At 55.4% G+C, this 14,132-nt stretch carries 14 protein-coding genes and 1 pseudogene; 7 read left to right on the top strand and 8 right to left on the bottom strand.

Going from position 1 to position 14,132, the window contains the following annotated elements; all coding sequences use genetic code 11:
* Window positions 1–372: 372 nt before the first annotated feature.
* Window positions 373–1,209: a MipA/OmpV family protein gene (locus tag ACOTXT_RS07175; protein ID WP_055322177.1), complete on the bottom strand. Its 837-nt coding sequence runs from the start codon at window positions 1,207–1,209 to the stop codon at window positions 373–375.
* Between the two features lie 203 nt (window positions 1,210–1,412).
* On the opposite strand from ACOTXT_RS07175, the gene ACOTXT_RS07180 reads away from it, so the two are divergent.
* The 3 genes from ACOTXT_RS07180 to ACOTXT_RS07190 all read left to right on the top strand — a co-directional run bounded on the left by ACOTXT_RS07180 (window position 1,413) and on the right by ACOTXT_RS07190 (window position 4,095).
* A complete protein-coding gene (locus ACOTXT_RS07180; protein WP_055322178.1) occupies window positions 1,413–2,090 on the top strand; it encodes a response regulator in 678 nt (225 codons plus the stop codon).
* Window positions 2,090–3,478 (top strand): sensor histidine kinase, encoded by a 1,389-nt coding sequence (locus ACOTXT_RS07185; protein ID WP_055322179.1) that lies wholly within the window; start codon window positions 2,090–2,092, stop codon window positions 3,476–3,478. Before ACOTXT_RS07180 ends, ACOTXT_RS07185 begins: the two co-directional genes overlap by 1 nt.
* Before the next feature lie 137 nt (window positions 3,479–3,615).
* Window positions 3,616–4,095: an RrF2 family transcriptional regulator gene (locus tag ACOTXT_RS07190; protein ID WP_421625297.1), complete on the top strand. Its 480-nt coding sequence runs from the start codon at window positions 3,616–3,618 to the stop codon at window positions 4,093–4,095.
* Between the two features lie 67 nt (window positions 4,096–4,162).
* Here the strand turns inward: ACOTXT_RS07190 and oqxB are convergent, their stop codons facing one another.
* Together oqxB and ACOTXT_RS07200 are read right to left on the bottom strand one after the other, a co-directional pair.
* Complete coding sequence (oqxB, locus tag ACOTXT_RS07195; RefSeq protein WP_021241210.1) at window positions 4,163–7,318, bottom strand: multidrug efflux RND transporter permease subunit OqxB; 3,156 nt, start codon at window positions 7,316–7,318, stop codon at window positions 4,163–4,165.
* Between the two features lie 24 nt (window positions 7,319–7,342).
* A complete protein-coding gene (locus ACOTXT_RS07200; protein WP_333164808.1) occupies window positions 7,343–8,518 on the bottom strand; it encodes an efflux RND transporter periplasmic adaptor subunit in 1,176 nt (391 codons plus the stop codon).
* A 337-nt stretch (window positions 8,519–8,855) separates the two neighbouring features.
* On the opposite strand from ACOTXT_RS07200, the gene ACOTXT_RS07205 reads away from it, so the two are divergent.
* The 3 genes and pseudogenes from ACOTXT_RS07205 to ACOTXT_RS07215 all read left to right on the top strand — a co-directional run bounded on the left by ACOTXT_RS07205 (window position 8,856) and on the right by ACOTXT_RS07215 (window position 9,907).
* Entirely contained in the window at window positions 8,856–9,209 is a 354-nt protein-coding gene (locus ACOTXT_RS07205) for a helix-turn-helix domain-containing protein (protein WP_025911432.1), read from the top strand.
* 70 nt (window positions 9,210–9,279) lie between these two features.
* Entirely contained in the window at window positions 9,280–9,597 is a 318-nt protein-coding gene (locus ACOTXT_RS07210) for a YebG family protein (RefSeq protein WP_055322180.1), read from the top strand.
* 95 nt (window positions 9,598–9,692) lie between these two features.
* Window positions 9,693–9,907, top strand: a pseudogene (locus ACOTXT_RS07215) (DUF6500 family protein).
* A 145-nt stretch (window positions 9,908–10,052) separates the two neighbouring features.
* Here ACOTXT_RS07215 and ACOTXT_RS07220 read toward each other — a convergent pair.
* From ACOTXT_RS07220 to ACOTXT_RS07230, 3 genes are all read right to left on the bottom strand, one after another.
* Window positions 10,053–10,298 carry a hypothetical protein gene (locus ACOTXT_RS07220; protein WP_045335987.1) on the bottom strand — a complete coding sequence of 82 codons (246 nt, stop codon included), beginning with the start codon at window positions 10,296–10,298 and terminating at the stop codon, window positions 10,053–10,055.
* Between the two features lie 304 nt (window positions 10,299–10,602).
* A complete protein-coding gene (locus ACOTXT_RS07225; protein ID WP_055322181.1) occupies window positions 10,603–11,127 on the bottom strand; it encodes a hypothetical protein in 525 nt (174 codons plus the stop codon).
* Between the two features lie 207 nt (window positions 11,128–11,334).
* Window positions 11,335–11,928 (bottom strand): FAD-dependent oxidoreductase, encoded by a 594-nt coding sequence (locus ACOTXT_RS07230; RefSeq protein ID WP_071946108.1) that lies wholly within the window; start codon window positions 11,926–11,928, stop codon window positions 11,335–11,337.
* Window positions 11,929–11,993: 65 nt separating this feature from the next.
* Here ACOTXT_RS07230 and ACOTXT_RS07235 point away from each other — a divergent pair, with 65 nt between their 5' ends.
* A complete protein-coding gene (locus ACOTXT_RS07235) occupies window positions 11,994–12,404 on the top strand; it encodes a YybH family protein (protein ID WP_055322317.1) in 411 nt (136 codons plus the stop codon).
* A 43-nt stretch (window positions 12,405–12,447) separates the two neighbouring features.
* Here ACOTXT_RS07235 and ACOTXT_RS07240 read toward each other — a convergent pair whose 3' ends face one another.
* Together ACOTXT_RS07240 and ACOTXT_RS07245 are read right to left on the bottom strand one after the other, a co-directional pair.
* On the bottom strand, window positions 12,448–12,903 hold the full coding sequence (locus tag ACOTXT_RS07240; protein WP_055322318.1) for a hypothetical protein: 456 nt from the start codon (window positions 12,901–12,903) through the stop codon (window positions 12,448–12,450).
* 329 nt (window positions 12,904–13,232) lie between these two features.
* Complete coding sequence (locus ACOTXT_RS07245; RefSeq protein ID WP_032663615.1) at window positions 13,233–14,117, bottom strand: LysR family transcriptional regulator; 885 nt, start codon at window positions 14,115–14,117, stop codon at window positions 13,233–13,235.
* Window positions 14,118–14,132: the final 15 nt, after the last annotated feature.

The raw sequence follows: 14,132 nt of genomic DNA on the forward strand, positions 1-14,132 counted from the left end.
ATTACTCGCGTCATGTTGGCACATTTCTTAGTGAGGTTCTGGTTTTCAAATGCTCCGGACGGAGGCCGACACTGTTGCGAATCTAATAAAACGTTAACTCTTTTATTATTCTGACTGATGTTAAACGTAGTTCAGATACTGCGGCTTAACCGGGGTTGGCCGTGCCGGATACCGTGATGAAAGCAAGTGATGGAATAAATACAATGGTCAATATCAATAAGTCTCGTTAATCGCTAATGTTGAATCATTTTGGCATAGATAGCAGGTTGTTACACACCATGAGATTGAGACAGTCCATCACTCTTCCCGTCACCCAGCAGTACCGCCCCGCCATCTTAACCGGAGCGGCTTATATACGTCGTTATCACATGCTCAAAAACTGTACGTCACCTTCAAACTCCCCGTCGGCGACGTTTTACGATGCACAATCGGGCTATCGCCCGCATCCCCCGTCAGCTGCGTCACGCCCGCTGAGGCAAGCACGCTCCAGCGCGAGGTGAGCTTGTGGGTCCAGTCAAGGTTCATCGACCAGGCATAAATCCCGGCCCCGGCGTCATGTCGGGCAAAGCCCGATGCGGCCGACTGGGCGGCGCTGACCCCGTAATACGTCTGCATATACTTGTCGGATCCCCAACTGCCGGTCAGCGCCAGCGTCACCGCATTTGTTGGTGAGGTATAGAGCGGGCTGCTCAAGCCGAAATGCACTGCCTCTCCGTTCTCTCTCTCAGACACCGGAACCTCAGCCTGCAGCTGCAGATTCAGCCAGTCGGTCACCTTGTACCCCAGCCCGGGTACCACGATAGCCGAGCCTTTAATCTCACCCATCCCCCGCAGCTCGTCGCTGCCGGAGCTGATGGAATCGCTGCTCACGTCTTTATCTTTACGGCCCGTTCGATAGCTCAGCGCTGCGCTGTAATCCAGGTTGACAACATTGTTACCGTAACCGATCCCTCGCGTGGTGCCGATAAAGAAGCCATTTGCCATGGAATAATCCACTACCTGAGCCGCTGAGACGCGGGTTTTCTCTGAACCCGAGTAGCGCGGCCCCACATCCACGCCGCCTCCCAGGGTTAAGACGTTACCCTGGCGTTGTTCTTCCGCCAGTACAGGCGTAGCCAGTAACGCCAGAACGACGCCCGGCACGAGGGTTTTCAGGCAGCGGCCCGAAAGTAAATGAGGGAACGTATGACGCAGTTCGATATTTCTCATTAAGGAAGTCCTTATGGATGCAAATGATGACGATGCAGGCGGTTAAACGCCGGGGCGCCCATTTTGAAGCGTGACCCTAAGGTTCTTATGAGCCGAAAATGAAGAAAGACTGAAGCGCGCGCGGGCGCTGTCAACCGGACAGATTTCCTGCTACCGTTTTTTTCTTAAGAAATTCTTCATTCACGGTTGATACCGTTACCAATGTGAAAATTCTACTTATCGAAGACGACCTGGATCTCGGCAATGGCGTACGTATCGCCCTCTCAGATCAAGGGTTTGACGTCATATGGGTTCGCCGTAAAGAGGATGCGCTGCATCAGCTTGACGTCTGCGTGCCGGAACTTATTTTGCTCGACCTGGGGCTGCCCGACGGCGATGGCATGAGCCTGATGACGCGTTTGCGCCAGCAGCTCAAGGGGATCCCCGTCATCATCCTGACGGCGCGAGGGACATTGCAGGATCGCCTGTGCGGCCTGGATGCCGGCGCGGACGACTATCTCGTCAAACCTTTTATTCTCGCCGAGCTGCTGGCGCGAGTGCGAGCCCTTGCGCGGCGCAGCTACGGTTTTGAAAATGAGGCGATAGAAATTCGCGGGCTATCCCTTCATGTCCCAACGCGCCGCGTGACGGTGAGTGCGCGCCATATCGATTTAACGGCCAGTGAATACGCGCTGCTGGAAACGTTGATGCTGCGCGCGGACCGCGTGCTGACCCGGAGGTTTCTGGAAGAAAGGATATTCGGCAACAAAGAGAACCTCAGCAACGCGCGCGACGTGCATATGGGAAATTTGCGGCGGAAAATCGGCGACGGCTATGTGCGAACGGTCCGGGGCGTCGGGTACGTCATTGATACCGTCTCCATTCAAAAGGTGAGCGGTTAATGCAAAACGTCTGGTATCACCTGAGGCGCCCGACGCTGGTGCGCCGAATTATCATCGCCCAGATGCTTCTGCTGACCCTGCTGTGGTGTCTTTTTCTAACCTACATTCTGTGGGAGGACCTGCGCAGCCCTCCCATCCTCACGGGCAGTAAAACATACGAAACTGTTTTTACCCTGGCTGAGCGTATGGACGGACGTCCGCAGGATCGTACCGCCGTGCTGGAAGCCTTTAGCCAGGCCCTGCGGGAAGGTTACGGCGGAGGGGAAGATCCCGTGCTGTCGATTAACCTCATCGTTCGCAAGAATAATGCCGTTATTTTTGCCTCCGACGGTGCACCTGCGGGGATAACAAACACCCGGTTCGGAGAACTGGAGCACGTCCAGAGTGAAAATCGTACCTGGACCAGCCGCACCCTTAAATCCCCTCACTCTGACGTGGAGGTCACCCTCTTCACGCCAGCCAGCGGCTGGAACTTCTTTATCTATCTGAACTCTCGCGGGTACTACATCCTGCCGCTGCTGGTCTGCTTCCCGTTTCTGCTGTTTCCCGCGTGGCTCTCAATCCGCATTGCGATGCGTCCATGGAATAAGGTGGTCAATGAAATTACGTTACGCACGCCGGACGACCTCTCCCCTTTAAGAGCCGTACCGAAGCACCGGGAGCTTCGCCAGATGGTGGACGCGATCAACGACTTCCTTGCCCGGGTGCGTGAAAGCGCGGAAAGGGAGCGGATTTTCATCGCGGATGCTGCACACGAGCTGCGTACCCCCCTCGCGGCGATGCGCATCAACGTGGAGGCGCTGCAGTCCTGGGTCATCAGCGAGAGCCAGAAGGAGCTGCTTGCGGGCGTGATTCGCAGCAACAGCCGCGCCGCGCGCCTCGTCAATCAGCTGCTGCTGATGATGCACAGCGAAGCGCGCATTGATACGGCGATGGAACCCGTGCCGCTGACAACGCTTATTCAGGAACGAATGGCCGAGCTGGAACCGCTAGCGTCTGCGCGCAAAATTGAGCTGGAATTCTTTGCCGAGGATGACGTCTGGATCCACGGCGTCAGGGAACGCCTGGTGTCGCTGATTGATAATCTCATTGAGAACGCCGTGAAGTACAGCCCCGAGGGCGGGCGGATTCAGGTCGACGTGAGCGCCTGCGATCGCGTCGTTCAGCTGCGCGTCTCCGATGCGGGCCCGGGTATTCCGGATGAGCTGCAGGAGCGCGTGTTCGACCGCTTTTTCCGCGATCCCAATCAGGTGCAGAGCGGCAGCGGGCTGGGCCTTGCCATCGTCAAAGCGGTGGCGCAGCAACACAACAGCAGCGTAAATCTGGGTTCATCTGCAGAAGGTGGCCTCCTGGTCACGGTTGACTTCCCGAACCGCACGTTTAGCTAAAGCAGAACAGGGGGTTTGATCGCAAATGCCGCAGATTGCTTCAAAATAATTACCGTATTTGTTATATTGTTGTTTATTGCTTATTCACCTCTGCGGTGCCAAAAAGAACAAGATTCACCGCAACCCAGGACAGAGAAATGTTAGATTACCGCTTCCCGACAGCTTTGCAGATGGTTCTCAGCGTAGCGATGGCGGAGCAATTGGGTGAACGTTCGACAAGCGCGATTCTGGCCTACGGTCTGGAAGCAAACCCGAGCTTCATCCGCAAATTGATGGTTCCGCTGACGCGAGACGGCATTATCGTCTCAACGCTTGGCCGTAACGGCTCCATTCATCTTGGTCGTCCGCCGGAAGAGATCACCCTGCGCGACATCTACCTGTCGGTCATCGAAGATAAAAAACTGTGGGCGTCGCGCCCTGACGTACTGGCCCGCTGCGTGGTCAGCGCTAACGCCTGCTGGTACTTTAAATCGATTTCCGAAGAGGCCGAGCAGGCGTCGTTAGCGGTACTGGAGCGCCATACCGTGGCTAGCGCCCTGGAAGCGGTGAAAAACGCCGACAGCAGCGGATGGGATCCGCTCCCCGACCTCATTGCCCAGTATCAAAAAACGTCGTAACGTTTTACCTGATGCGAAAAAAAACCGCCTTCTCTGTGAAGGCGGTTTTTTATTATCCGCAACGTCCCTACGCGGGCAGCACGTCCCTTTCCTCTTTTTTGCCGCGCGTGACGAACTTACGCAGCGTCACGTAGAACACCGGCGTCAGGAACAGACCAAACAGCGTCACCCCCAGCATACCGGAGAACACCGTGATCCCGGTGACGCCGCGTACTTCCGCACCCGCGCCGTGGCCGAGGATCAGCGGAATGGTCCCGGCAATAAAGGCGATGGAGGTCATCACAATCGGGCGTAAACGCAGGCGGCACGCCTCCAGCGCCGCTTCCATAATGCCTTTACCCTGAATTTCCAGCTCGCGGGCAAACTCCACGATAAGAATGGCGTTTTTACAGGCCAGCCCCATCAGCACCACCAGCCCCACCTGCACGAAGACGTTGTTATCGCCCCCGGTCAGCCAGACGCCAAACAGCGCGGAAAGCATGGTCATCGGCACGATGAGGATCACCGCCAGCGGCAGCGTCCAGCTTTCATACAGCGCCGCCAGCACCAGGAACGCCAGCAGTACCGCGACCGGGAAGACGATCAGCGCCGTGTTGCCCTGGGTGGCCTGCTGGAAGCTCAGATCCGTCCATTCAATGTTCATCCCGTTCGGCAGGATCTGCTTAGACATCGCGTCCAGCTGCGTCATCGCCTGTGCAGATGAGAGCACGCGCGGGTCGGCATCGCCAATCAGGTCCGCCGCCGGGTAGCCGTTGTAACGGATCACCGGATCCGGCCCGTAGGTGGTCGTGATGTTCACCATACTGCCAATCGGCACCATTTCGCCCTGGCTGTTGCGGGTACGCAGATTCGCAATATCTTCCACGCTGTCGCGGAACTGCCCGTCAGCCTGCGCCATCACGCGCCAGGTTCGTCCGAACTGGTTGAAGTCATTGACGTACGACGAGCCCAGATAGGTTTGCAGCGTCCCGAAAAGATCGGTCAGCGACACGCCCTGCGCTTTCGCCTTGTCGCGGTCAACCTGGACGTCCAACTGCGGCACGTTAGCCTGGTAGGTTGAGATCGGGAAATGCATCCCCGGCGTCTGCATGATTGCACCGGACATGGTGTTCACCGCGTTTTGCAGCGCGCCATAGCCCAGACCACCGCGATCCTGAATGTACAGGGAATAGCCCGACCCCTGACCCAGCCCTAAAATCGGCGGCGGCAGGATGGAGAAGCCAAAGCCCTGCTGGATTTGCGCGATTTTCGCGTTAATCTCTGCGTTAATTTCCGCCGCGGAATGTTTACGCTGGTCGAACGGCTTCAGGCCGAAGAAGACCGTCCCGGTATTCGGCGTATTGGTGAACTGCAGCGCGTTCAGCCCCGGAAACGCGACCGCATAATCCACGCCTTCGGTATTCATCCCGATTTCGCTCATTTTGCGGATCACCGCATCGGTGCGGGCCAGCGAGGAGCCTTCCGGCATTTTCACGCCGCCAATCAGGTACAGCTTGTCCTGCGTGGGAATAAACCCGCCGGGCACCGCTTTAAACATGACGCCTGCGGCACAGAGCAGCAGCAGGTAAACCACGAATACCGCACCGCGCCGTCCCAGCGTTTTGCCCACCAGCCCCTGATAGCCGTTTGAGCTGCGGAGGAAAAAGCGGTTAAACGGACGGAAAATCCAGCCGAACAGACGGTCGATAAGCCGGGTCGGGAAATCTTTCGGCGCGCCGTGGGGCTTTAACAGCAGTGCCGCCAGCGCCGGAGAGAGCGTCAGCGAGTTAATCGCTGAAATCACCGTCGATATCGCGATCGTCACCGCAAACTGCTTGTAGAACTGGCCGGTAACGCCCGACAGAAACGCCATCGGCACAAACACCGCGCACAGCACCAGCGCAATCGCGATAATCGGCCCGGACACTTCACGCATCGCCTGGTGCGCGGCCGCAAGCGGCGCAAGCCCCTCTTCGATATTTCGCTCGACGTTTTCCACCACCACGATGGCGTCGTCCACCACGATACCGATGGCGAGCACCAAGCCGAACAGGCTGAGGGTATTCAGCGAGAAGCCCAGCAGGTAGAGAATGCTGAAAGTACCCACCACCGACACCGGCACCGCGATCAGCGGAATGATCGACGCGCGCCAGGTTTGCAGGAACAGAATGACCACCAGCACCACCAGCACCACGGCTTCCAGCAGCGTTTGCACCACCGCACGGATCGAATCACGCACGAAGACCGTCGGATCGTAAGGTGCCGCCCACTTCATGTCTGCCGGGAAGCGCGTGGACAGTTCGTCCATTTTCGCGCGCACCGCGTTAGACAGATCGATGGCGTTCGCTCCAGGAGACTGGAAGATACCAATCCCGACCGCGTCTTTATTGTTCAGCTGGGAACGCAGGGCATAGCTCCCAGAGCCCATTTCAATCCGCGCCACGTCGCGCAGGCGGACTACCGTACCATCCTGCGTTGTTTTCAGGACAATATTGCCAAACTCTTCTTCGGTATGCAGGCGGCCCTGGGCGTTAATGGAGATCAGGAAGTCGCTCTCTTTCGGCAGCGGCTCGGCGCCAAGCTGACCGGCGGAGACCTGTACGTTTTGCTCCTGCATCGCCGTGACCACGTCCGAGGCGGTCAGCCCGCGCGCCGCCACTTTATTAGGGTCCAGCCAGACGCGCATCGCGTACTCGCCGGAGCCGAAAATCTGGATCTGGCCGACGCCGGGCAGGCGCGCCAGCTCATCCTTCACCTTCAGCGTGGCGTAGTTGCGCATATACAGCGAATCGTACTTACCGTTTGGCGAAAACAGATGCACCACCAGCGTCAGCGTGGGCGACTGCTTCTGGGTGGTAATGCCCAGACGCCGCACGTCCTCCGGCAGACGCGCTTCGGCCTGCGCGACGCGGTTCTGCACCTGAACCTGCGCCTGATCCGGGTCAGTCCCCGGACGGAAGGTCACGGTGGTCACCAGCACGCCGTCCGAGCCCGCGACGGATTTCATGTACATCATGTTCTCAACGCCGTTGATCGCCTCTTCCAGCGGCGTCGCCACGGTCTCGGCAATCACTTTCGGGTTGGCGCCCGGGTACTCGGCGCGCACCTGAACGCTTGGCGGCACGACGTCAGGGTATTCGCTCACCGGCAGCAGCGGGATGGCGATTAACCCTGTGATAAAAATCAGAATCGACAGGACGGCAGCAAAGATCGGCCTGTCGATGAAAAAGCGGGAAAAGTCCATGGGTTGGATTCTCAGGTCAAGGGATCAGTTGAGGGCGGCGCTGGCGGTCATAGCAACGGTTTTGGCATTAACCGGCATACCCGGCATAAACACTTTCTGTAAACCCTCGACGATGACTTTGTCGCCAGGGTTCAGCCCCTGCCGCACGATGCGTAAACCGTCTGCCAGACGACCCGGCGTAATGTCGCGACGCTGCGCTTTTCCCTCTTTATCGACGATATAGACGTATTTACGATCCTGATCGGTCAGCACCGCTTTGTCGTCGATAAGCGTAGCTTTGAACTCCGCGCTGCCCGGCAGGCGTACTCGGGCAAACAGTCCCGGCGTGAACTGACGCTGTGAGTTATCCAGCAGCGCGCGCATGCGGATGGTCCCGGTGCTCGGCGTGAGCTGGTTATCCAGGAAATCCACTTTGCCCTGATGGGGATAGCCCTCCTCGCCCGTCAGGCCAATCTCAACCGGCAGCGCCGTGTGATTGCTGGACGCCCCCTGCCCGCTGCGGGCCAGGTTTTGATAGTGAAGGTAGGTTGACTCGTCCACGTCAAAGTAGACGTACACCGTCTTCTGCGAGACCAGCGTGGTGAGGACGCTGGCGGTATCGCCCGCAGTCACCAGGTTCCCGCTGGTGATCAGCGCCCGGCTGGCGCGACCATCGATAGGCGCGGTCACTTTGGTGAAGTCCAGGTTGAGCTGGGCTGCGTCAACCGCCGCCTGCGCGGCGCGAATATCGGCCTGCGCCTGAACGGCAGCCGAGCGACGCTGCTCCCACTCTTCCCGTGAGACCAGATGGGTATTGATCAGCTTATCGGTACGGTTAGCCTCACTTTGCGCCAGGCTGGCCTGCGTTTTGGCCCGCGCCAGATTCGCCTGCGCCTGTTCCAGCGCGGCGCGATAGGTACGGTCATCAATGGTGAACAGCACCTCGCCCTTCTTCACTTCCTGGCCGTCGGTGTAATTCACCTTATCAATGTAGCCGGACACGCGCGGGCGCAGCTGAACGCTCTCCACCGCTTCAATCCGGCCGTTAAAGCTATCCCACTGGCTAATCGATTTCACCACCACGTCAGCGGCACTCACGGCAGGCGCAGGTGGCGCGGCATTTTGCGCGACGCTGTTATCGCATCCGACGAGCAGCACGGAGAGCAACACTGCCCCCAGCGCGCTCAGATGAGAATTACCCCAGGTTTTTTGCAGGCTCATTATTTTTATTCCGATAATTGTCGCCACCGGGCAAGACGCAGCAGGAGGCACCGCGCCACTTCCTTTGTCCGGGGGCTGTCTTAAGGCCATTTGTGTCGTTCATCGCCACAAAACTGTAACAGTTGCGAATACACTATTCGCGGCGATTGTAGGAAGGCGCTTAACTAAGTGCAAGAATAATTGTTGCACTTTATGTGCTATTTGAGCGGATGTGAAAAGACCCGTTTCGGTCAGGGATTTAAATGCAACAATAAAACTTGCAATTACTGCAAAAACGCGCCACCTTTAAATGCAACAGACAAAGATACTTTTTCATCCGCTGCGTGGGGGTAACCAGATGAACACTGGCGCATTTATGCATGATTTACTCGACTGGATCGACAACAACCTGGACAGCCGACTGGATATTGAGACCGTCGCCAGGCGTTCCGGCTACTCGAAATGGCACCTTCAGCGCCTGTTCAAAGAGCATACAGGCTACCCTCTCGCCGGGTATATTCGCGCGCAAAAGCTGCAAAAATCGGTTGAGCGGTTATCCCACAGTGACGAACCGATTCTGAACGTGGCGATCGCGCTGGGCTTTGACTCCCAGCAGTCCTTCAACCGCAGCTTTAAGCGTCAGTATGGTCAGGCGCCCGGAGCATGGCGACGCAGTATGGGTGGCCCCGAAACGCAGCAGCTTCGCCAGTAATGCATATTTTGCTGCAACGTCGATCTGTTGCCGCTATACTGTATATAAATACAGTATAGCGAGGTGCACGATGGCTGTTGAAACAAAATTTGTTGTCGTAAGAAAAGGTGAAGAGAAAATGACATTTGCCAGTAAGAAAGAGGCTGACGCTCACGACAAGCTGCTCGATATGGCCGACGCGTTCACCGACTGGCTGTTGCAAAGCGGAATGGAGATGGATGAAACGCAGGCTGAAAATCTTGGCCTGTATCTCGCCGAGCAGAAAGAGACCGTGCAGCATATTCTGCGTACCAGCAAGCTTCCCGATCTCACTGCTCCAGCTGTAGCGGATAAAACAGACTCCGACTCGGCTGACGCAAAAAAAATCAGGGCTGTGAAAGCGGCCTGATTGTCAGAAAACGTTATTAACGATCCTGTAGCCGTAAGCAGACTTCTGCTTGCGGCTTTTTTTATCCCGAACATGAAAAGAGTAAAGGAAATGGCGTGCGGCAAGGAATGAAGGAAAAGATCATCAGGATCTGTGATTCAAAAATTGCCTCTAAGGGAAGCGATGTTGGGCTTTCGTTCTATGCTTTTTTTGCTAAAAAAATGACGATCCTGAACTGCTTATGGAAGTGGCGCACTGGTGGATTATGGAAATGAAACTGGACCATTTTGAAAAGGCTGAAAAGATCAGAAACCTCGTCTCAGCCCTGTAAAACCTGCGTCTAAACATAGATTGAAACGCAAAGAGCAGGTTCGCAATACCTCGCCGTCTATTTCCAGGCTAGAGGCTGTGATCTGGTCAAACCCAAAGTAGCTGCTGTTGCAACATCGTGCCATGAATGGACGCTAGCATCTTTTTTATCTCACCTTTTGCAGGATTGCTCTGAACAGCTCGATGGACCTCCATATGTCATCATGCGTATCACCATCCCAATCAGGAACTGTGGCCAACTCAGCCATCAACTCCTTTATCAAGATATGCGCATCGGCAACTTCATCCTTCCGACATTTAGATGCGATACGAGATATCGCCTTCGGAGAGAGGCTGCTGTACGGTGAAAAGGTGGTACGCTCGGCTGCAATTAGTTTTTGTAATTTACGCATATGATCAATATATCCGGAGCACTGGTTGTGGGTCGCAAAAATAGTATGCTATATATTAGCTCTTCCAGACTCTTGCAGCTAAAAATAGTAGGAACTCTGACTTCCGATCCTCGCTCAAAACAGACGTACTTATTTTGCAATGTCAGTTTTTGCCAAAAGCAGATGTGGTTATCGGCACGCTATATAATCATTAGAGTGTAAGCAGCCCTTTATTTATTGCCCTTTAATCAGTGCAACTTGTTGTAACAGTTTAACAGTTAACCCTCGGCTCATACTTAACCCATATTTATCCGGGTGGTGATAACTACTCGTGTTTAGACAAAATAGCACACCGAGTGACAGGACCATTTTCATAACCTTGAATGGTGTAGTTCGGGAAATCGGTCACTGTCACCATGCTGTCAGATTGATAACTCTCTGGGGCACTGCGAAGCTGGGTCTCATTTTTTTGAGCCATCTCCGCAGAGTATGGACTGGTTACGCTAACACTGTTCGGATCGATTTTATGTGTTTGGCCTGTTTCATCAGTTATGACGTTGAGGCGATAGCGTTGTGTGATCAAAGCTGTGGCTGTGCCATAGGGTACAAATGTTGTGATGACCTGGTACGTTCGATTGTTACCTTGATTTGAAATCACAGTCATACTGTTTTTAAAATCAAGTGTGACGGGCTTCTGATCCACAATAATATTCAGTGGAACATGACAAACAACCTCACTACCAGCCTTTTGCTCTGCATTTAAACGCAATACCTCTTCATGCGAGGCCGCAAAGCAAATTATTGGAAACAGCAGGAGTGAAGCCGAGGGGAGGATTCTGAACATAGTCATATTTTCATGTCTTGTAATGTCATACTACTATACGTACTTCGTCTCATCGTTGGAACAACCTCTTCATGCGGTAGAGGCTCGTTTACGATTTCCATCACGCCATGGTTCATGTCGGTAGCGATACCTTTCCACGAACGCTATTTATCTAAAAAGCGGGATGGCCGGTAACATTGCGGGATTTCATCGCTCTGGCCGTCGCATAATTCTTCACAGACCAGTCTGCCAATCGTCGCTGCGCACGTAACGGCTGGGTGCATAGAGGCGACGTAAAACGGGATGCCCCTCCTGAATAACAGGACGCTCTCCTGTTGAGTACTGGATGAGAGCAGCCGACTCTGCGCCCGTGAGCCTGTTTCTTACCGCGCGTGGTGCTGCCTCCGCCGTCTCTCTGACGTTGCCGTTTGCCGGATAATCTTCTGCGGCTAACAAATTCCCGTTGTGCGCTTGCCGAACCTCAATATCATCACCGGAGAGAATCGTGTTGACCACGTTCCGGGAGGCCTCAAACCGCAGCAATATGGCCAGTGATGACAAAACCTGAACATGAATACCCACCCGCTCAGTCAGCGCTGGAATACCTGTACCACAGGCCAGCACGACGCAATTTGCATCCAGTTTTCCCCGCGAGGGCAGGACGCCTGTCACCTTTCCCTCAGTCATGCAAAGACCCGTAACGGTTGTTTGGGTATTCAGCACGACGCCCTTTTCACAGGCTTTGTCGAGCAATAATCGCGTTGCGCTGACTGCATCAATGGCACCATCTTTTGCAGCATAGCGGGCATCTGAGGGAGGATTGTTCAAGGTAGCTATACAAACACACCAGGCTGTTACGTTAATAGCTGTTTACCCCATACGAGGAAGCACACATGACCCCACATCCGCTACACCAGATCATCGAATCCTGCGATCGCGCCATCACCACCAAAAACTATGACGCGCTGATGAAACACTACGCCGAAGATGCAGCTCTGGTGGTCAAGCCCGGAATGGTTGTTAAAGGCAAAGAAAACATCCGCAACGCGTTTATTGCCATCTCGGATTATTTTCAGAACCAATTGATTGTGAAACAAGGAGAGATGCAGGTGATCGAAGGCGGTGACAATGCCCTCGTTATCATGGAAACCGTTCTGCGTTTTCCTGATGGTCAGGGTGGAATAACGGAAATGTCGCGCCGCGCGACCTATGTTTTTCGGCAGGAAAGCGATGGTCGCTGGCTTTGTACCATCGACAACTCCTACGGTACGTCGCTTCTGGATACCGGGAACCGATCGCGTTAATCACACTTTCAAAGGGGCGCTGCCGCCCCTCCACGCCAGCCCCTTAATGCGCAGTAATGCGCGGCTCCTTCACAAACTCAGCCAGCAGCCACACCATATCGTGCAGCAGGCCTGTCAGCTCTTTCGCTACGTGAGCGGGTAGCGTTCCCCCCATAACGGCTTGCGTCAGCGCTAGAACGTAGTCCACCTGCGTTAAGGTGTCCTGCCAGCAGTCGGGCACGCAGGAGTTGATTTTCTCACCCATGATCAACTGTTCAATCAGGTATGGCGGAAGATCGGCATCGCAGAGTGCGCGCAGCCTGCGCAGAGCCTCAAGGAGACGCTCGCACAGCGCAGTACGGCTCGCGACATCATCGGTTTCGACCAGCACGCTCACCAGCGCGGCGCAGTTGTCGGCGACGTCAAAGAGATCGGCATCGGCCGGAAGCGGTCGGGAGATAAGTTGCAGAATGACGTTTTCGTCAGATGGAAGATAAGTCAGGGTTGGGATAGTAGCCATCGTAAGGCATCCTCAGTGTATAAATTGGGTGAACCACCCGATGAGTTCCTACGCTCGAGGGGGTAGCGCTGACAGAGGTAGGAATACCGCCCACAGAGAAAACGGCCAGCCTTGCGGCTGCTCCGTCAGCGCCACCGCAATTTTAACGAGATCGGCGCTGTCGCGACATATAAATATCGCTCTGTAGATGCGGGTTCCTACGCCCGATTGCGGATGTGCCGCAACGCAGGCACTTTACGACCGCGCCTCGTAGAGGAAAAGACATAACGCTGAATTTCATAAGGTTACTTTTCGGTTTGCGAGGCGCCTTCCAGAATGACAACGCTGCCCTAAATTTTCAGCGTATCGATCACAGCCCTCAGGGCAGGCGACACGTTGCGGTGCGGATAATAGAGATACAACCCGTCCATGCGCAGGCTATAGCGCTGCAACACCCGGATAAGCGTTCCGCGCTCCAGATCGTCAGACACCAGCTCCACCGGGACATAGGCCAGCCCAAGCCCCAGCCGGGCGGCCTCGGCTTCCATGTAGCTGTCAGACAGCGCCCATTGCCCCTCTGGCCGATGGGTGATTTTTTTCCCGTCCTGCACCAGTTCCCACTGATAGTCACTACCGTCGGCAAACTGGTAAGCAATGCAGGGATGAGCCACTAAATCGGCTGGCGTCTGCGGAAAACCGTAGCGTCTGAAGTGTTCCGGGGCAGCCACCGCGGCCATTTCCATATCAGGCGTGATACGCACAGCAATCATTCCCTGCCCCACTTCCGGCCCCAGTCTGACACCCGCATCGAACCGCTCGGCGATAATGTCGACGAAGCGGCTTTCATTGATCAGTTCCAGCCTGATGTCCGGGTAACGCTGTTTAAAAATGGCGAGCTTTGGCAGCAGACATTTATCGATAGCGTGCTGGCTGGCATTAATACGCACCGTGCCGGACGGCGTCTGACGATAGTGTGCCAGGGTCGCCAGACCCGTATCGAGCGTATCGAATGCAGACTCGGCGGTCTGATAAAGCTGTTCCCCGGCATGGGTGAGCGAGAGCTTGCGCGTAGTGCGGACCAGAAGTTGAACGCCCAATCGCTCTTCCAGCTCGCGAACCGAGCGGCTGATCCCGGATTGCGCCAGCCCAAGCCGAAGCGCGGCCGCCGTGAAGCTCCCCTCCCGTACCACCTGCATGAACAGGTACAGCTCATTATAATTTTCCCGTTTCGCCATCATCCCTACCTATTT

Source organism: Enterobacter cloacae complex sp. IR5422 (assembly GCF_049238165.1).
Lineage (GTDB): Bacteria > Pseudomonadota > Gammaproteobacteria > Enterobacterales > Enterobacteriaceae > Enterobacter > Enterobacter roggenkampii.